This window comes from Methylocaldum sp. GT1BB (genome assembly GCF_051027545.1).
In the GTDB taxonomy this organism is placed as follows: Bacteria; Pseudomonadota; Gammaproteobacteria; order Methylococcales; family Methylococcaceae; genus Methylocaldum.
Genome location: NZ_CP194902.1, coordinates 2,565,804 through 2,583,086 on the forward strand (window position 1 = coordinate 2,565,804; position 17,283 = coordinate 2,583,086).

The window sequence follows — 17,283 nt, forward strand, 5'->3', positions numbered from 1 at the left end:
GGCTCCTTTAAACCGAGATAGCGGTTTACTGTACAGGCCGATCGCGCTTCTCTGATAGAATGAAAATGGATTCGGGTGTTTTGTAGTCCGTCGAATCCGGATTTCCATTCCGCGATTTCACGAGTCATCCCGCCTTTAAGAACAACACCAAGGATTATTCGCGCTTGAGCCAAAGCATAGACTCCCGGCTTAACCAGCTTATTCATACCGGCCAACAACATCTGCTGAGGAACGGCCTCAAAGGGCTGGAGAAGGAAAGCCTTCGGCTTGCGGCCGACGGCGTCATCGCGCATACGCCGCATCCGATGGGAGTAGGATCGGCGCTGACTCATCCTTATGTCACCACGGATTATTCCGAGGCGCTGATCGAGCTGATTACGCCGCCCTATGCCGACCCGGCGGAAGCGCTGCGGTTTCTTAAAGACCTGCATACCTTCATATACCGCAATCTGGGAGACGAGATCTTACTCGCGACTTCCATGCCCTGCGGCGTGAGCGGTGACGAAAGCATTCCCATTGCCGAATACGGAACCTCCAATATCGGTCGGATGAAACACATTTACCGGCGCGGACTCGCCTATCGCTACGGGCGGATGATGCAGGCCATTGCCGGCGTTCATTTCAATTATTCGGTCAACGAAGCGTTATGGCCGGTCCTGTGCGAGTTGGAAGGCGGGGCGGACTCCTTGTCCAGCTTTATCGCAGGCAACTATTTCGGCATGGTGCGCAACGTTCATCGCTACGGGTGGTTAACAATCTATTTGTTCGGCGCCTCTCCGGCATTCGCCAAGTCGTTTTTCAACGGACGAGAGCATCTTGCGTCCAGATTTTCGGAGTTCGACGCCCGAACGCTTTTTCGCCCCTATGCGACTTCGCTGCGCATGAGCGATATCGGGTACAAGAACGACAGCCAGGCCGGGCTCGATATCTCTTTTAATAATCTCGACGACTACGTGGCGACTCTCGGCAAGGCCATAGCGACGCCTTATCCGCTTTACGAGAAGATCGGCGTGAAGGTGAATGGAGATTACCGTCAGCTGAACGGCAACATTCTCCAGATCGAAAACGAGTATTACAGCGTCATCCGTCCCAAACAAATCGCCGAGTCCGGTGAAAAGCCTACGCTTGCCCTAAAGCGGCGCGGAGTGCGTTATTTGGAGCTTAGATCGCTGGACTTGGAGTGCTTCAGTCCTGCCGGGGCAAACCTGGATCAGCTGCGCTTTCTGGAAATCTTTCTGCTTTTTTGCCTTTTGGAACAAAGTCCCCCACTCGATTCCGCGGAGAAGAGAGAAGTCAGCCAGAACGGCATGGCGGTCGCGTGTTGCGGCCGTACGCCCGGGTTCAAGCTTCGGCGCAAAGGCCGAGAGGTTTTGTTGAAGGACTGGGCGGCGGAAATACTTGAGGCCATGCGCGGCATCGCAGAAATTCTCGATGCGGAAGACGTGTCTAAACCCTACACGCGAAGCCTGGAGGAACAGGCCGCCAAGTTTTTCGATCCCGAACTGACGCCTTCCGCCCGCATGCTGGCCGAAATGAGGGCGAGTGGAGAATCGTTCGAGGAATATGCGCTGCGGATATCGAAGGAGCATGCGAGGGTGTTCCGTGATGGCTTCCTATCCGCCGAGCGAGCCGAATTCTTTCGCCGGCTGACCGACGAATCGCTCGAGGAACAGCAGCAAATGGAAGCTGGCGACAAACTCTCTTTCGACGAATTTTTACACCACTATTTTGCCCAAGCATAATAGGCCCGAGATCGGAGCCTATTCCGCCTGAGAAGCTGTCTTCAAACTGCTGCGCGCCGTCATGCCGGCGTTGTTCAAGGGTTCAAGATGCTGATGAAAAACATCTCTGTTTTTCACCCTACCGGGCGCGCTATCGTGCGTCCCATTTCTCTCCCGGAGAAATGGTCATGTACTCCTCGGTACACTCCGGTTTTGACTCGCCCGATCCTTGCGGTTCGCCCTGCGGGCCAGGCTAACGGCTGTTCCCTCCACGGGCCTGCTGGCGGCTTCGGGTCGCCCTTTCGCGCCTTTCCTTGACGTCGCTCGTGACGTTTGAAGACTGCTTCTAAGGGCTAGATCGTCGCGGATTTCTGCGTCGGTCAGCATCTCAGTTCTCTACGCTATTTCATGGAGGTCGCCATGGATTACCAGCACATTCGGCTTCCTGCCGGCGGCGAAAAAATCAGCGTTCGGGACGGCAAGCTTCGTGTTCCTGACGAGCCCGTCGTCGGCTACGTCGAAGGCGACGGCATCGGCCCGGATATTACGCGCGCATCCCTCCGCGTTTGGAACGCAGCGGTCGCCAAAGCATACGGCGGGGCGCGCAAAATCCATTGGTGCGAGCTCTTTCTCGGAGAAAAAGCCGCTGCACTCTACGGCAACGCTTTTCCCGACGAAGCGGTGCACGCGCTAAAGGACTTGGTCGTATCCATCAAAGGTCCTTTGACGACCCCTGTGGGTGGGGGAATGCGGTCCATCAACGTGTCCCTTCGACAAACCCTTGATCTTTACGCATGCGTTCGCCCGGTACGCCATTTTCCGGGAGTGCCGTCGCCCCTGCGTCATCCCGAAGCGGTGGATGTGGTCATCTTTCGGGAAAACACCGAGGATGTTTACGCAGGCGTCGAATATCCGGCGGGATCGCCCGAAGCCTTTAAACTCGAGCGTTTTCTGAAACAAGAGCTCAAGGCAGATTTCCATGAGGGCAGTGCTCTCGGGGTGAAACCGGTGAGCGAATTCGGAAGCAAGCGGCTGATCCGCAAAGCCATCCGCTATGCGCTCGATCACGGGCGGAAGAGCGTTGCCTTGATGCACAAAGGCAATATCATGAAATTCACCGAGGGCGCGTTCCGGAACTGGGGTTACGAACTCGCTCGTACGGAGTTCGCCGGTCAGACCATCACCGAAGAGGAATTGAACAGATTCCATGGCGGCAAACAGCCGGATGGCAAGATCGTCATCAAGGACCGCATCGCCGATATCATGTTCCAGCAGATGCTGCTTCGTCCCGAAGAGTTTGACGTCATCGCTACGCTCAACTTGAACGGCGATTATCTTTCGGATGCGGTCGCGGCGGAAGTAGGAGGTGTTGGTATTGCGCCGGGAGGCAACATCGGCGATTTCATCGCCGTATTCGAAGCAACCCATGGTTCCGCGCCCAAATACGCCGGCCAGGACAAAGCTAATCCCGGCTCACTGCTCTTCAGCGGGGTAATGTTGCTTGAATACCTGGGATGGCACGAAGCCGCGAAAACGGTAGAAAACGCTTATAGTGCCGTTGTCGGCCAGAAGATCGTCACTTACGACTTTGCACGGCAGATGGAAGGCGCACGCGAGGTGAAAACCAGCGAGTTCGCCGAAGCCTTAGTAGCGGCGATGGGTTGAGTGCCGGGCACAAAAAAAGCAGGGCGGTTGCCGCCCTGCTTTTATACTTCCAGCCTGTCTCAAGACAGACAGGTTGCAGGCATCTTATTTGATGCCGGCGTTGACCTTTTCCATGGCGGCGGCGGCTTCGCTCAAGAGCGGTGCGGCTTCGGACGTGTTTCCGGCTGCGCAAAGGTCTTGGGCTTGCCGAACCTTCTTCATGGCGTCCTGCAAGGGCTTGCCAGCCGCGTCGCCGGTGATTTCCTTATAGTTCTGCTTGGTCTGCTTGATGGCAGACAGGCAGCCGTCCTTGTCGCCAGCGGTTGCAGCGGCCTGGGCTTCCTTGGTGGTCTGGACGGTCTTGACCATGAATTCCTTTACGCCAGCGGCGTTTTCGGCGGCAATGGCGCTACCCATCGTGCCGGTCAACAACAAAGCGCCCAGAACTAAGGTTTTGTTCATTTTCATTCTCTTGCGTTCTCCTCTGGCTATTCCTGGAATAACCAAACAAATGTCACGATTGCTTATTGAGTGCTGATGCATACGCCGCCATTGCCATACCGCGTTTCGCGGAAGCTTCCAGGTCGCGAGCTCCTGCGATGGCGTCGATCGAGGAAAGGCGTAAAGCCGTCCATGCAGTCAACGGGCGTCAATGGTAAAAGACTTTCCGGATATTGTCATGCTTTCGTCTTTGGAAATTTTTCAGCCTACCCGTCGATCGCCGTTTTTCGAAAGTAGATAGTCCAGCCACATCGTCGACAGTTTCTCCTGTACCGAGTTCTGGCGCAGGCGTGCGTACAAGTTGGGAAAATCGACCCGGTCCAGGTCTTGATCCTGGTTGTAGCAGGAGTACACGAAATACTCCTTGCCGCTGTCCGGTTCCACATGCTTGCACAGACACTGCGCGCAGACGCCCTTCATCATGCACTGCATCGGCGAGTTGATCGAGCCAATGGCGGAGTGATGAGCCTTGAGATACGGCTGGAGGACGCCGTAACGGGCTGCTTTGACCGCCGCCATCATGCGGTCGGAGCCGATGACGATCATGTGGTCGACGTCGTCCATGTGGATCGGAGTCGGACCCAGTTCGCCCTTCGCGTAAGCCAGCATCGCTTCGACGATGTTGCCGACGAAGGTTTTGTCCTGGGGGCGCAGCGGCGGTATGGGCTCTGCTCCTGGGAGATTATCGACCGACCAGACCACCACATCCGAGGCCGCTTCGATTTCCCGAATCTTGAACACGTCTTCGCGCTTCCGATAGCCGGCGAAATAGATGACATGGCTGCCCGCCGCGCGCAGCGCTTTGCCGATGGAGAACAGCACCGCATTGCCCAGGCCGCCGCCGGCGAGGAGGACCGTTTGCCCGGCGTGAATTTCAGTGGGGGCGCCGGTGACCCCCATCACCACGATGGGGTCGCCGGGCTTCCACATCGCGCAGAGCTTGGACGACGAACCCATTTCCAGAGCGATCAGGGATATGAGGCCTTGTTCCTTGTCGACCCAGGCGCCGGTCAATGCCAGGCCTTCGGCGACCAGCACCGTATCGTCCACGACGGGTGCGAGCGCTTCGAAGTTTTGAACGCGGTAGAACTGGCCCGGGCAGAAGTGCTTCGCGGCCAGCGGAGCCCTTACGATGACTTCGACGATGTTCGGGGTGACCCGATTGATTTCTACGATACGCGCCAGCAGCATGTCGTCGAGCCTGTGCTGGAACTCTCGCAGATTCGCAAGGCGCTGGGGCTGCTGGGCTCGATCGAGCGCGGCGAGCTCCTTTTCGTACAGTTTGACGATGTAAGGATATCCGTCCTTGGCGCTGGCCATGGCTTTCACCACGTTGCCGGCATAGACCGGGTGGTTGTCGCCGTAGAACGTGATGAACTTGCCGTGGCGGCGGTACGAGGTGAACGGCGCAGGCTTGCCGATCTTGGGAACGGCGGTGTCTTTGACCGGTTCCAGCTCCGGAATTTCGCTCAGCCAATTGGGTTCGTAGCGCTGATAGAACTTCTGGTCCATCTCGAAGGAATCCGGATGCTCGGATTCGTAGATGGTATTGGGCGAGGTTCCCGCGGCGACGAACAGGCTGCGCAACGGGACTTCGAGGTTGCCGGCTTTTTGCCAGCGGCCATCCTGTTCCTCCAGTTTTTCGAAGCGCACGGCGCGGAGATGTCCGTATTTGTCCTCCAGGGCCTCGAGCGGGTTCATGCCCTCGGCCAGCAGAATGCCTTCGTCCATGGCTTCCTTGATTTCCTCGTGATTCTGCCGGTAAGCGGGTGAATCCTTCATGCCCTTGCGGTAGAACAGCGTGACGCCTCCCCAGGCATTCAGCAAGGGGAGGAAATCGGGCTTTTCCCCGGCGGCTTGTGCCCTTTGGCGTTCTGCCTGCACGGCCTTGGCATGACCCAAAAACTCGTCGAGGATCAGCAATTCTTCCTCGTCGTAGCGGGCGCGTACGGTTTCCTCGCCGAAGGCGGCGCACAGCTTTTCGTAGCGTTGCATGATCTTTTCGACCTGCACCGGATAGTAGGCCAAAAGCTCGGTGGCGGTGTCGATGGCGGTCAAGCCGCCGCCGATCACGCCGGCCGGGAGGCGCACTTGCAGATTGGCCAGCGACGACTCCTTGGCGGCCCCGGTCAATTGCAGCGCCATCAAGAAGTCCGACGCCTTGCGGATGCCGCGAATCAAATTGTTCTTGATGTCGATGAGCGTGGGTTTGCCGGCGCCCGAAGCGATGGCAATGTGGTCGAAACCGAGATCCCAGGCTTCGTTGATCGTGAGAGTGCCGCCGAAGCGCACGCCGCCGTAGCAGCGGAAGCTGTGACGCCGCAACAGGGTCAGATAAATGACTTTCAGGAAGTTCTTGTCCCAGCGCACCGTGATGCCGTATTCGGCCACGCCGCCGAAGCCCAGCATGATGCGTTTGTCCAAATCCTCGTACAACTCTCGGAAATCATGGATGGGGCGGGGCGGATGGGTCTCGTCTCCGACGATGTCTTTGGGCAGCGGTTCGATCTTGAGGCCGTCGATACCGACCACGCCGAAGCCTTCGTTGGTCAAATAATGAGCCAGCGTGTAGCCGGCGGGCCCCATGCCGGCCACCAGCACGTTCTTGCCGTTGTAGGGAAGGGCGTACGGCCGCTTGACGTTGAGCGGATTCCAGCGGGTCAGGAGGCTGTAAATCTCGAAGCCCCACGGCATGAACAAAACGTCGGTGAGGACGTTGGTCTCGATCTGCGGAATATTGACAGGCTCGGTTTTCTGATAGATGCAGCCCTTCATGCAGTCGTTGCAGATGCGGTGGCCGGTGCCGGGGCAGAGCGGGTTGTCGACGGTGATCAAGGCCAGCGCGCCGATGTTGTCGCCTTGCCGCTTGACGACGTGCATCTCGGAAATTTTTTCCTCCAGCGGGCAGCCGGTAATGGTCACGCCGAGCGGATTGGTCTTGTACGTGCCGTCCTTCTTGTTGCGCATGCCCTTGGAGCACGAGTCGGTATCCCGGTCGTGGCAATAAATGCAGTGGTCGACTTCGTACAACACGCGCCGTTCGGGAAAACGTGGATCGGTAAGGCCGAATCCTTCGCGCCTCCTGTGGTGTTCCTCGGGGGCCGCCCATACGCTGTAGCCGTCCGCCGAGCGCGTCTCGTGATGAACCAGATGATTGAAATCGGTCTTGGCCGGGAACTTGAAGCTGGCCCACCCTTGGACTTGGGCTTTGAGCTCGGGAATTTGCGTAGCTGCATAGGTCCAGCGTTGGACCAGATCCAGCAGCGCCTTCACCAGGTCTTCGTCGCTCTTGCCCAGCAGACCGGCAAAGCGCGCCTCGGTATCCGGATCGGTGGCAAGAGTACGGCGCAATTCGGCGATTTCCCTTCCGCTCACCGACGCATCTTGATGCCAGCGGTGCAAGCGTGCGCCTAAGACGGCAACCGCTTTTTCCCGGTCCGATTCGATCAACACGGGTTCGGCGATTCGGAGCAAGGACTCGAAGTCCGCCTGGATACCGGCGATATTCCAGCTTTCCAGCGCCTGATTCTTGAACAGTCCCGCGACCTTCCCGACGATCTCGTTGCGGTACAGGAAGATGCTGTCGAACTCGTCGCGGATCGCCTGTATTTGCGTGTCCCGTTCGGACGATACGCCGAACAGCCGCGCCACGAAAGTACCGACATAGGGCGCCATTTTGACCAGGACATCCGAAATCTTTTCGGGCGGCATGCCTTCGCCTTGGCATGCGCGATAACGCTCGAATTCGGCGAATAGGGCCGGATCGTGGTTGCGGACCGTTGCGTCGAAGACGTCTGACAAGTCCTTGAGCCGTTCCGGTTCGTACAAATCAGCATAGTTAAAGCCGGATATGCCTAGGGTCAAAACGGATGCGGCGCTTAGGCCCGTATCGGAGCGAACGGAGTGATCGGTCATGATTGTCGAGATCGCGTGGGTTGATGAAACTTCTTTTTCGTCAGCGTTGCCAGAAGACGGACGGATTTTCGTGAAAAATGTGTGAAATTTTATGCTGAATCGATGGTCGAGTCGATCATGGGCACTGTTCGAGACATTACAGGGTCATTAAGAAACATAGGTATCGCCCCCGTTTCCTTCCAGGTTGAAGCGGGCGCCGCTAAGGTGTAGGTTAGGCGCCGAACTATCATTGCCAGGTCCTCGCTCCATGAATTCCCTATACCAGACTCTTCTGCAATCCGATTCCAAGGAACCGCCGGTCGTTCGTTCCGCCGCGCCGGGCGCAACCGGAGAGGGTGTCATCGATGTTTCGACGTTTCAGGCCATCGAAGTCGATAAGCTGTTCGACAGCATCAATCACGCCGCCACGATCACCGGTCAGGCAACCCTTTATCGCTCGCTGGTCCAGCCGCTGGCGTCGGCGGACCTCATTCGGGCCAAGCAGGACGCGGTTCGGGAAATCGAATCCGACAAGGCGCTTCGAGACTCGTTGGAAACCCTGATCAAACAGGCGAAGTCGCTGGAAGATGACTTTTACGGTTTATTATTCGGCACGTTCATGGGGCTCATGAGTTCGCCCGCGCACAAGCTGGAAATCGAGGGCTACGGTTATGAGACCTATAAAAAAGGCACTCGGTTCATGCTCAATCTGGTGGAGGCGGCAAACCGGTTTCCGAAGCCGAACAGCGAGTACCTGGGCCTATTGATCGACGACTTGCGGCGCTTTGCCCATTCGCGCGCCTATGCCCTGATGAAGGGGCCGGTGTACCGGACCGAGAAAGATGTCCGCTCCAAGGCGGAGAAACCCTGGTATACCCCGGCGATCCGCTTTCGGCCGTCACTGTTCAAGCCGGTGGGGCTCGCGGTCGCGGCCATCCTCCTGGTGCTGACTTTGGAATTCGTGCCGTTGCTGCTCGATCTGGCGGTTTCGATCGCGCCGGTATTTTGGCTGTTCCTGCTTCCCATCAGCTTCGTTTACATCCCCATCGTCGGCGGTTTCGATCGCGATGGCTGCATCTATCCGCTCCGCGACATCTTCAAACGGTCCGAGGACGTGCAAAACACGCTGGATTCGCTGGGCAAGCTGGACGAGCTCTTGAGCTTCGTCCGCCTCAAGGAATCCTTCCACCACTCCGTGGTCTTGCCCAAGATCGTCGAGGCCGAGCGCCATTCGCTGGTGCTCAAAGGCGTGCGGAATCCGGTGCTGAGCAAGGACAATCCCGACTACGTGCCCAACGACATCAGCCTGAAAAACACGCGGCTGACCTTCATCACCGGACCGAACAGCGGCGGCAAGACGGCGTTCTGTAAAACCCTGGCGCAGAGCCAGTTGCTCGCGCAAATCGGATGCTATGTGCCGGCTCAGGAAGCGGAACTGACCGTCGCGGACCGCATCTTTTACCAGGTCCCCGAAATCAGCCACCTCGCCGACGGTGAAGGGCGCTTCGGCACCGAACTCAAGCGGACCAAGGACATTTTCCTCGCAACGACGCCGAAAAGCCTGGTGATCATGGACGAACTCTCGGAAGGCACGACCCACGAGGAAAAGATCGAGATTTCCATGAATATCCTGGACGGGTTCTATCAGAAAGGCAGCAACACCATTTTGATCACCCACAACCACGAACTGGTCGATGCTTATCAGCAGAAAGAAATCGGATTGGCGAGGCAGGTCGAGTTCAAGAACGAGCAGCCGACTTACCGGGTGGTCGAAGGCATTTCGAGGGTCAGCCACGCGGATCGGGTGGCTCGCAAGATCGGTTTTTCGAAAGAGGATATCGCCCGGTATTTATCCGGTGGCAGATAAGGACGCATTATGCTGGAAATCCTTCAAATCCCCGTACTCAAGGACAACTACGTTTACCTGATCCACGACAGCCAAACCGGCGAGACGGCGGCGGTCGATCCCGCCGAGGCCGATCCGGTTTTGGAGGCGCTCGCCGCTTACGGATGGACGCTGACTCATGTCCTGAACACCCATCATCACGGCGATCACGTGGGCGGCAACCTGGCGCTGAAGCGCCGGACGGGCTGTCGGATAGTGGGTTCGGAGCGGGACCTCAAGCGCATTCCAGGTATCGATATAGCCGTGGGCGAGACGACGGTTTTGAAAGTTGGAAGCTCCGAGGCTCGCGTGCTCGATGTTCCGGGACACACGCGTGCGCACATCGCGTTCTGGTTCGCCGGGGCCGATGCGCTATTTTGCGGTGATACGCTGTTCGCCCTGGGATGCGGACGGTTGTTCGAAGGCACGCTGGAAGAAATGTGGCGCTCGCTCTCGAAGCTGCGCGCCTTGCCTCCCGAGACCAGGGTTTACTGCGCCCACGAATACACCCAGGCGAACGGCCGATTCGCCTTGACGGTAGAGCCCGGTAATGTGGCGCTTCAGCAACGGATGGCGCAAGTCGATGATCTGCGGCGGCAGAACAAGCCTACGGTTCCTTCGACGTTGAAAGAGGAATTGGCGACCAATCCGTTCCTCCGCCCCGAAAGCGAGGAAATCCGGAGCAACTTGGGAATGATGAACGCCGACCCCTTGGAGGTGTTTGCGGAAACGCGCCGGCGGAAGGATATGTTTTAAGAGTCCTTGTCGGCAAAGGATTGCCGACCTACGACTTGGTAGGGTGGGTTAGCCCTGAGCGTAGCGTTAGCGAAGCCGAAGGGCGTAACCCACCGAAACGGAGTTTGTTGTCCCCCTTATTTCTTCACGTCCTTATCCGCACCCGCCGGAAAGCAAGCTTCCTGAGCGTATTTCTTCGCTTCCTTGTACTTCTCGCGCAGTTTCGCGGATTCCGGCGGATCGCGGAATTCCGCGCCGCGCTCGCCGGCCATGCTGAATCCGTAGGTGAAAGTCTGCGCCTGGACGAATTCATCGTGGCTCATCCGGCTCGCGATCTTGTCGACGCTGCACGTGCAGTGATAGAGATTGTTGTAATTCTGGCCGCCATGCTCCTGCATGCATTGCAGGACATATTCGACCCTGGCCAGCGTGGGAAAATCGTTGGTTTCCTTTGCTTCTGTTTCGGGGGAGGGCGGAGCGGACGTGCAGCCGGCTGCCAGGATCAGAACGGCGGCCGTTGCGGGCCACCGGATATTCAAGGGAAAAGCGGGTATTTTCATGCTCAATCGTTCTCGTAAGCCTGTCTCAAAATCGCTACATGATAGTGCAGCGAAAGCGGAAGGCGCAATTTGTGAAATTCAGTTTTCGACCGCAAAGTCCACGATTTGTTTGAGCTTTTCGTTCATTTGCCGAGCGAATTCGTTCATTTTCGGGTTAGGCGAACGGGTCGGCAGCAAATGCGTGGTCACGATAACTTTGCCGTTCTCGGAACGGACGGCCACATTGCAGGGCATGTAGATGACGGATTCCGGCGAAATTTCCAGCATCTCGCGGGCCAGCGTGAGATTGCAGAACTGAATGGTGTCGTAATCGGGGAAGCTGATGTTCTCGCGCTCCCGGATGACGCTGCCGATCTTGTTGTGGCCGGTGATGCGGAAATTCCGCTCGGTGATCGCGAGCTCCAACTCGGACAGAACGTCCTGATAAGGTTTGGTAGTCTCGGCTTGATAGTAGAGCGGCTCGGGATTCTTCGGAGCGGAGCACCCTGGCAGGATGATCAGCAGCAGTGCGACAATCGAACCAAGAAATAAGCGCATACACTAAATAGAAACATATCGAAACTCGATTTTTAGCTTATCACCATGATTTTAGAGAGGGCAAAAATAACCGGCGTGATTCTGGCCGGCGGACGCGCACGACGGATGGGCGGCGAAGACAAAGGGCTGATTCGCTTCAAAGGCAGACCACTGGCGAGCTACGCTCTGGAAGCCCTGGATTCGGTCGCCGCGCACATTCTGATCAACGCCAACCGGAATCGGGACGCATACGCGCGTTTCGGTTATCCCGTGATATCCGATCAGACCGACACTTTCGACGGGCCTCTGGCCGGGCTGCTCAGCGCCATGCGTGCCGCGGAAACGCCCTATGTCCTAACCGTGCCATGCGATTCGCCGCTGGTGACGGGGCGTCTTCTGGAAAGACTGTGCCGGGTGATGCAGGAGACCGGAGCCGAGCTTTGCGCCGCCCACGACGGCGAGCGTTTGCACCCGGTTTTCCTGCTGGCTGAACGCCGCCTGGCGGACAGCCTGGAACGTTATCTGGCCGGCGGTCAGCGGAAGATCGACCTCTGGCTCGAGCAGCACAGGCTGGCCTTGGTCGATTTCAGCGATCATCCCGAGCTGTTCGCCAACGTCAACACGCCGGGGGAGTTGGCGGCGCTGGAGGGCATGGAAACGGCGGATGCAACGGCAGCGGCTCCGATCGATCTTCAGGCCAATCCTTACGATATCCGAATGACGAATGCGGGACGCGCCTCCTGCTATGCCGCCACCGCGCTCGACGAGTACGGTGAACGCCGCGAATTGGAACTGGTGGGCGAACGCGCTCTGACCGTCTATGTGGACAAGTACGAAATCGTCACCTTGATGACGATCGGAACCCATCCGGAACTCCTGACGCTCGGTTATCTCCGCAACCAGGGATTCATCGAGAACATCGCCGACATTCGATCGGTGCAGGTCGATTGGGAGACCGAGGCGGTCGCGGTGACTACCCGGCTCACCGAACACGCCTTTCTCGAAAGGCTGGGCAGCCGTACCGTCACCACGGGGTGCGGTCAGGGCACGGTGTTCGGCCGGTTGATGGACCAGCTCCGCGAAATTCGCGTACCCAAGGTGACCGTCCGCCAATCGGAGATCTACGGCGTTTTCAATGCGCTCAGGGATTACAACGAGGTATACAAGCGGGCCGGGGCGGTGCATGGCTGCGCGCTGTGCAAAGACGGCAAGATCGAGATCTTCGTCGAAGATGTCGGACGCCATAATGCCGTGGATGCGATCGCCGGCTACATGTGGCTCACCGGCATGGAAGGCGGGGACAAGATTTTCTATACCACCGGACGCCTCACCTCGGAAATGGTGATCAAAGTCACGCAAATGGGGATCCCGGTGCTGCTGTCGCGTTCGGGGGCCACCCACATGGGATTCGAGCTGGCGCGGCAGGCGGGCGTGACCATGCTCGCCCGCGCGAAGGGACGGCACTTCCTGGTTCTCAATGGCGGCGAAAATATCGTTTTCGACGTGCCTTTGCCGAAGCGGCCTTCGCCCGAAACGACGGATGATTAACAACCGCAGGCAATTCCGATCACGTTTTTCGGTGCGTTGCCCTGCTAAGCTTTAATGTCAAGTGATCCTTAGTTCTATTGCGACCTATGCCAGCCGATACCAGTGAAAGCCAAGGCGGATACGTTCTGAAAAGCCGGGGCGAAATCATCGAAAAGCTCAAGCTCATGCAGACGAAGAAGTGTCTTTTAAGCACTCTGCCGGACGGTAGTGGCCTGAGTTTCGTGACCACGGTCGTGCAGGTGATGGCGGAAAAAGGATTGGTGGTCATGGATTTGAGCGAGAACGCCAGCGTCAATCGGCAGTTGCTGGCGGCGCAGCAAGTCGCATTTCGCGGACAAATCGACGGCATCCAGTGCCGCTTCGCCCTGACCAAACTTACCGAGGCGACCTTGAACGGGCAAACCGTGCTTGCGGCCCCGATTCCGGATTCCTTGTACTGGCGGCAGCAGCGGACGTTCTACCGGGTGGCGATTCCGGTAGCCATGCCGGCCAAATGCGTGGTCAGGCTCGACGACATGCCCGCAGAGTTCGGTATTGCCGACATCAGTCTTTCTGGGTTAGCCCTGATCGACAAAGCCAATCGGCTCGGCGACTTGTTCTCCGTCGGGCATATTCTCGAAGAATGCAGGCTGATCCTGCCCGGCCATGGCGAAATGATGCTGGGTCTCGAAGTGCGCAATAAAGTCGCGATGACCTGGGCTAACCCGCCGGTCGGTCAGCGGGTGGGGTGTATTTTCCGCGGCGCCAGCCGAAATTTCGAAATCAGCCTTCAGAAATTCATTTACGAGATTGAATTGCAGAAGAAGCGGCAGGAGAGCGTATCGCGCTGAGGGCGGCCAAGTCCTAAGCAAAGAAACCATGGAGGTACCACCCGCCGTTCTCATCGAGTTCCCGGTATATCCAGGCGCGGACGCCTTCCGGGCTCACCGCCACGCGGTAATCCCGCCGGATCGACGCGCCGTCCCACCAGCCGCTCTCGATGCGTTCCCGCTCCGGCAGCAACCGGTAACGGGTTGGATCGCACGGTCGAGGCTTGGGCAGCAGCCACAACGGCCGGCGCTCCTTGCCGATGGCGAAGCCGATGGGCGATTCGTTCCGCGTCCAATCGCAAACGGCGTCTTCGGGAGCGCCGGAGACCCCCTTCCAGGCGAGCTCAGGGCGGTGATCGGCCGGGGTGTCCAGAAAGCGCAAGGCATCGCGTCCCAGGCGCTGCTGCAATTGTTCCAGCAAGGTCTCCCAGTCCAAAACGCCCGGAGTTTTGGCAGCGAATAGATCCGCCTCGTGCGCCCGATAGGGTTGTAGCGCGCCGCAACGCAGGCGAAGGGCGGTAACGGCGTCAGGCAGGGGCGTTCGCTCCAGACGCTCGCTCAGCAGCATCGAAATTCTCTCCGGATCGCGGCTGGCGTAGCGAAGCTTCAGTTCCAGGCGCGTGGCTGGCCGGCGGAAGTGGAAAAGCTCCAGTTCCAGCCGGTCCGTGGCGGCGTCGTGCTGGCGCAAAAAGGCAGCCAAATTTTCCAGCAGAACCGCGCACACGGGGCGCAGGTGAGCCAGGTTCTCGGTTTCCGCGGCGAGTTCCCGATAAGCTTGAAAGACAGGCGGCGTTCGGAAGAGCCCGGGCATTTCCTTTTCCCGCCCTGCGGCTCGGTCGAGTTGGCGTAGCACGGCAAGACCGTAACGCCGAGCTAGGCCGTCCCGCGGCAAACGCCAGAGATCGCGCAGGGTGTGGAGACCGGCCTTGGCGAGCCGGTTCGCCGTATTCCGTTCCAGGGGCAAGCGGGCGATGGTCAGATCGCCGAGCCCGGAGCGGAGTGCCGCCGGGTTCTCCACCGTCCGCTCCAGCCCGGAGGAGGCCATGAGCCAGGCCGGAAAAGGTGCCGGTGCCGCCGCGAGAATGTTGCAATGGCCCAGGTTTTCGAGCTTGGCACGCAGCCGCTGCGTCAAGGCATTCAAGCCGCCGAACAGGGTCAGGCTGCCGCGGATTTCAAGGACCAGGGCGGCCGGATAATCGAGGCTCACCCAAGGCGTGAAGCCGAGCCCGGCTTCCGCCAGCTTTTCCAGCGCTTCGCGTTCCATCCGTTCGTCGCGGCGATGCAGTTGCAGACCGGCGCATAAGGCCAGGGCCGCGTTCGTAGGTAAGCCGGGATGGATGCCGAAAGCCCCGGCGGCAGGGGTGGCGGCAGAAATCAGGGAACGCCCGCCGCTGTCCACCCATACGGCGGCGGGACAGTCGTCTTCGAGCTTGAAGACCTCCAGCGGCAAACGCGGCAGATAACAGCACAGCCAAAGTGCCGCCGGCGCCGGCTGCGAAGTAGCGGAGACTTGCGTGGCCGACAATGTGAGCTGGGCTGCCGGAACTGTCGGAAAAGCCTGCAAAGCCATGGGGTGTTCCAATGTTTAGGGCATTTTTATATCGGGTGTAGGGGCGAATGAATTCGCCCCTACACCATAAATTCGAACTGAAAATGCTCTTGCCCAATTTGCTCCTTCTTTCCGGGCAGAGGTATCTACATAAGTCGATCAAAGAAGGAATCGTTGCGCGATAGCTTCGTTTGAGTTGTAGGCCGGAATAAGCAAAGCGTTTCATACGGCACACCGTGTGCCGTCCCCTGTGGGCGCTGCGCATGCCAATCCGCTCCCGGCCGCTTGGTCCGGCAAAACTCAGTGGGACATAACATTGTGCCGGGAACGGCTATCGCCCCTTCGACTTCGCTCAGGACAGGCTTATCCTGGCCTACATCCGGCTGCGTCGGGAAAGGATTCCCGACTTACGTGGCTGCTTCTGCATGCTGCCTATTAACCCGGCCTATAAATATAGGCCGGGTTAATCCGGGGCAGGGATGCCCCGGCGCGGCGACAAGCCGCGTGAGCCCAGGCCGGGCGTGTACCGGCCTGGGCGGCGGCCCGAAATACCAGGAGGGTATTTACGGGCCTGATTAATAATTGGGAAACATATCGTCCGCCCCGCCAATCAGTACGGCATTCACGACCGGCATGCCGCGCGTCTTGAGAATGTGAACCCAAAGCCCTTGCTCTCCCGCTTCGAGGCGAAGACGCAGGGCGGCCGGGGTGCCGGCGGGCAGGTCGGACAAAAGCAGTACACCGAGGCAATGGCCTTCCGTCGCCGCCAGTTGCAAGCGGCGCAATACCGGAAAAGGAGACGGTTTGCGGGGCCAGGCCAGGACCATGCCGCAGGCGGTGCTGCGCAACAGTTTTTCCGCGCTCCACCAGATGTCCTTGTCGTTCGAGAGCTTGTCCAGCAGGAGCAGGCGGCCCAAATCGATGCCGGCATCCGCCAGGGCCGGTGCATATGGCAGATAAGGCGGCGCGATCCAGGCCAGGCGTTTTCCCGATCCTTGCACGTGCCGCATGGCGGGAAGCAAGAGATGCAGTTCGCCGATGCCCCAGGCGGGAACGGAAACTTCCATCAATGCCGCAAAAGGCCAGCCTCCTTCCGGTAATGCGCGGTCCAATTCCTGAAAGCCGGTGGGAATCGCAGCATTCTCGGCAGGTTGAGGCCGGCGGCCGCGCCACAGAAGCGGCGTCGTGCGGAGCAGTTCATCAAGTCCATTTGGGCTGTTCATCACACCCACTCGCTGCGGATGACGCCGACTACCACGCCTTCGATGCACAACTCCTGGCGCTCTAGGTCGACCGCCAGGGTTTCGAAGTCGGGATTGGCCGGTTCCAGATAGGCCACGGAGCCTTCGAGCCGCAGCCGTTTTACCGTGACTTCGTCGCCGATGCGGGCGATCACGATTTGGCCGCTGCGGGTCTGGTCGGTGCGCTGCACCGCCAGAAGATCGCCTTCCAGAATGCCCGCATCGCGCATGCTGAGACCGCGCACGCGGAGCAGGTAATCCGCTTTGCCCTGGAACAATTCCGGGCCGAGGCGGCAATATTTCTCGATATGGGCTTCTGTCAGCACCGGCCGGCCGGCGGCGACTCTGCCGATGACGGGCAGGGCGTCGGCCGGAGCCTGGTATTCCAGCAGCCGGATACCCCGCGCCAGAGAGGGCATGAGCTCGATCAGACCTTTTCGGGCCAATGCCTGAAGATGGCCGCGCACGGCATTCGTGGATTTGAGACCCAGCGCATCGGCAATTTCCGCGATGGTCGGCGGTACGCCGCTCTGGCGCAGGGTTTGGCGGATATGGTCGAGTATTTCCTGTTGGCGCGGAGTCGTGTTCTTCATGGCTTATAAAAGCAGTGCTTTTATAAGCAGTATAGTTGGGCTTTCGAGAAATGCGCAAGCATCGATATGGAGGATGCGACGAATGCT

General features: G+C 58.8%; 13 protein-coding genes. 6 read left to right on the top strand and 7 right to left on the bottom strand.

Translation table 11 applies throughout. The annotated features are described in order from the left end of the window. Nucleotides 1-164 precede the first annotated feature (164 nt). Complete coding sequence (gshA, locus tag ACR2TX_RS12920; protein WP_077731196.1) at nucleotides 165-1,742, top strand: glutamate--cysteine ligase; 1,578 nt, start codon at nucleotides 165-167, stop codon at nucleotides 1,740-1,742. Between the two features lie 399 nt (nucleotides 1,743-2,141). Next, a complete protein-coding gene (gene icd / locus ACR2TX_RS12925) occupies nucleotides 2,142-3,386 on the top strand; it encodes an isocitrate dehydrogenase (NADP(+)) (protein WP_077731197.1) in 1,245 nt (414 codons plus the stop codon). An 84-nt stretch (nucleotides 3,387-3,470) separates the two neighbouring features. Here icd and ACR2TX_RS12930 read toward each other — a convergent pair whose 3' ends face one another. Continuing rightward, a complete protein-coding gene (locus ACR2TX_RS12930; RefSeq protein ID WP_077731198.1) occupies nucleotides 3,471-3,833 on the bottom strand; it encodes a hypothetical protein in 363 nt (120 codons plus the stop codon). Between the two features lie 234 nt (nucleotides 3,834-4,067). After that, nucleotides 4,068-7,781, bottom strand: coding sequence for an FAD-dependent oxidoreductase (locus ACR2TX_RS12935; protein WP_434132343.1), 3,714 nt, complete (start codon nucleotides 7,779-7,781; stop codon nucleotides 4,068-4,070). A gap of 247 nt (nucleotides 7,782-8,028) precedes the next feature. Here ACR2TX_RS12935 and ACR2TX_RS12940 point away from each other — a divergent pair, with 247 nt between their 5' ends. Together ACR2TX_RS12940 and gloB are read left to right on the top strand one after the other, a co-directional pair. Beyond that, nucleotides 8,029-9,627 carry a MutS-related protein gene (locus tag ACR2TX_RS12940; RefSeq protein ID WP_077731200.1) on the top strand — a complete coding sequence of 533 codons (1,599 nt, stop codon included), beginning with the start codon at nucleotides 8,029-8,031 and terminating at the stop codon, nucleotides 9,625-9,627. 9 nt (nucleotides 9,628-9,636) lie between these two features. Further along, on the top strand, nucleotides 9,637-10,401 hold the full coding sequence (gene gloB / locus ACR2TX_RS12945) for a hydroxyacylglutathione hydrolase (RefSeq protein ID WP_077731201.1): 765 nt from the start codon (nucleotides 9,637-9,639) through the stop codon (nucleotides 10,399-10,401). 116 nt (nucleotides 10,402-10,517) lie between these two features. On the opposite strand, the gene ACR2TX_RS12950 is transcribed toward gloB, so the two are convergent. Both ACR2TX_RS12950 and ACR2TX_RS12955 read right to left on the bottom strand, forming a co-directional pair. Beyond that, a complete protein-coding gene (locus ACR2TX_RS12950) occupies nucleotides 10,518-10,940 on the bottom strand; it encodes a hypothetical protein (protein WP_077731202.1) in 423 nt (140 codons plus the stop codon). A gap of 78 nt (nucleotides 10,941-11,018) precedes the next feature. Next, nucleotides 11,019-11,477 carry a DUF302 domain-containing protein gene (locus ACR2TX_RS12955; RefSeq protein ID WP_077731203.1) on the bottom strand — a complete coding sequence of 153 codons (459 nt, stop codon included), beginning with the start codon at nucleotides 11,475-11,477 and terminating at the stop codon, nucleotides 11,019-11,021. Nucleotides 11,478-11,522: 45 nt separating this feature from the next. On the opposite strand from ACR2TX_RS12955, the gene mobA reads away from it, so the two are divergent. Beyond that, nucleotides 11,523-13,004, top strand: coding sequence for a molybdenum cofactor guanylyltransferase MobA (mobA, locus tag ACR2TX_RS12960; protein ID WP_086135298.1), 1,482 nt, complete (start codon nucleotides 11,523-11,525; stop codon nucleotides 13,002-13,004). An 86-nt stretch (nucleotides 13,005-13,090) separates the two neighbouring features. Continuing rightward, nucleotides 13,091-13,834 carry a flagellar brake protein gene (locus ACR2TX_RS12965; RefSeq protein ID WP_077731205.1) on the top strand — a complete coding sequence of 248 codons (744 nt, stop codon included), beginning with the start codon at nucleotides 13,091-13,093 and terminating at the stop codon, nucleotides 13,832-13,834. Between the two features lie 13 nt (nucleotides 13,835-13,847). Here the strand turns inward: ACR2TX_RS12965 and ACR2TX_RS12970 are convergent, their stop codons facing one another. The 3 genes from ACR2TX_RS12970 to lexA all read right to left on the bottom strand — a co-directional run bounded on the left by ACR2TX_RS12970 (nucleotide 13,848) and on the right by lexA (nucleotide 17,196). Beyond that, complete coding sequence (locus ACR2TX_RS12970; RefSeq protein WP_077731206.1) at nucleotides 13,848-15,383, bottom strand: Y-family DNA polymerase; 1,536 nt, start codon at nucleotides 15,381-15,383, stop codon at nucleotides 13,848-13,850. A gap of 554 nt (nucleotides 15,384-15,937) precedes the next feature. Then, complete coding sequence (imuA, locus tag ACR2TX_RS12975) at nucleotides 15,938-16,585, bottom strand: translesion DNA synthesis-associated protein ImuA (RefSeq protein ID WP_077731207.1); 648 nt, start codon at nucleotides 16,583-16,585, stop codon at nucleotides 15,938-15,940. Beyond that, nucleotides 16,585-17,196 carry a transcriptional repressor LexA gene (lexA, locus tag ACR2TX_RS12980; protein ID WP_077731208.1) on the bottom strand — a complete coding sequence of 204 codons (612 nt, stop codon included), beginning with the start codon at nucleotides 17,194-17,196 and terminating at the stop codon, nucleotides 16,585-16,587. Before lexA ends, imuA begins: the two co-directional genes overlap by 1 nt. Between the last annotated feature and the right edge of the window lie 87 nt (nucleotides 17,197-17,283).

Bases quoted from the DNA above. Each gene is read 5' to 3' on its own strand.
- icd (WP_077731197.1), top strand. From the start codon at position 2,142: ATGGATTACCAGCACATTCGGCTTCCTGCCGGCGGCGAAAAAATCAGC.
- ACR2TX_RS12930 (WP_077731198.1), bottom strand. From the start codon at position 3,833: ATGAAAATGAACAAAACCTTAGTTCTGGGCGCTTTGTTGTTGACCGGC.
- ACR2TX_RS12935 (WP_434132343.1), bottom strand. From the start codon at position 7,781: ATGACCGATCACTCCGTTCGCTCCGATACGGGCCTAAGCGCCGCATCC.
- ACR2TX_RS12940 (WP_077731200.1), top strand. From the start codon at position 8,029: ATGAATTCCCTATACCAGACTCTTCTGCAATCCGATTCCAAGGAACCG.
- gloB (WP_077731201.1), top strand. From the start codon at position 9,637: ATGCTGGAAATCCTTCAAATCCCCGTACTCAAGGACAACTACGTTTAC.
- ACR2TX_RS12950 (WP_077731202.1), bottom strand. From the start codon at position 10,940: ATGAAAATACCCGCTTTTCCCTTGAATATCCGGTGGCCCGCAACGGCC.
- ACR2TX_RS12955 (WP_077731203.1), bottom strand. From the start codon at position 11,477: ATGCGCTTATTTCTTGGTTCGATTGTCGCACTGCTGCTGATCATCCTG.
- mobA (WP_086135298.1), top strand. From the start codon at position 11,523: ATGATTTTAGAGAGGGCAAAAATAACCGGCGTGATTCTGGCCGGCGGA.
- ACR2TX_RS12965 (WP_077731205.1), top strand. From the start codon at position 13,091: ATGCCAGCCGATACCAGTGAAAGCCAAGGCGGATACGTTCTGAAAAGC.
- ACR2TX_RS12970 (WP_077731206.1), bottom strand. From the start codon at position 15,383: ATGGCTTTGCAGGCTTTTCCGACAGTTCCGGCAGCCCAGCTCACATTG.
- imuA (WP_077731207.1), bottom strand. From the start codon at position 16,585: ATGAACAGCCCAAATGGACTTGATGAACTGCTCCGCACGACGCCGCTT.
- lexA (WP_077731208.1), bottom strand. From the start codon at position 17,196: ATGAAGAACACGACTCCGCGCCAACAGGAAATACTCGACCATATCCGC.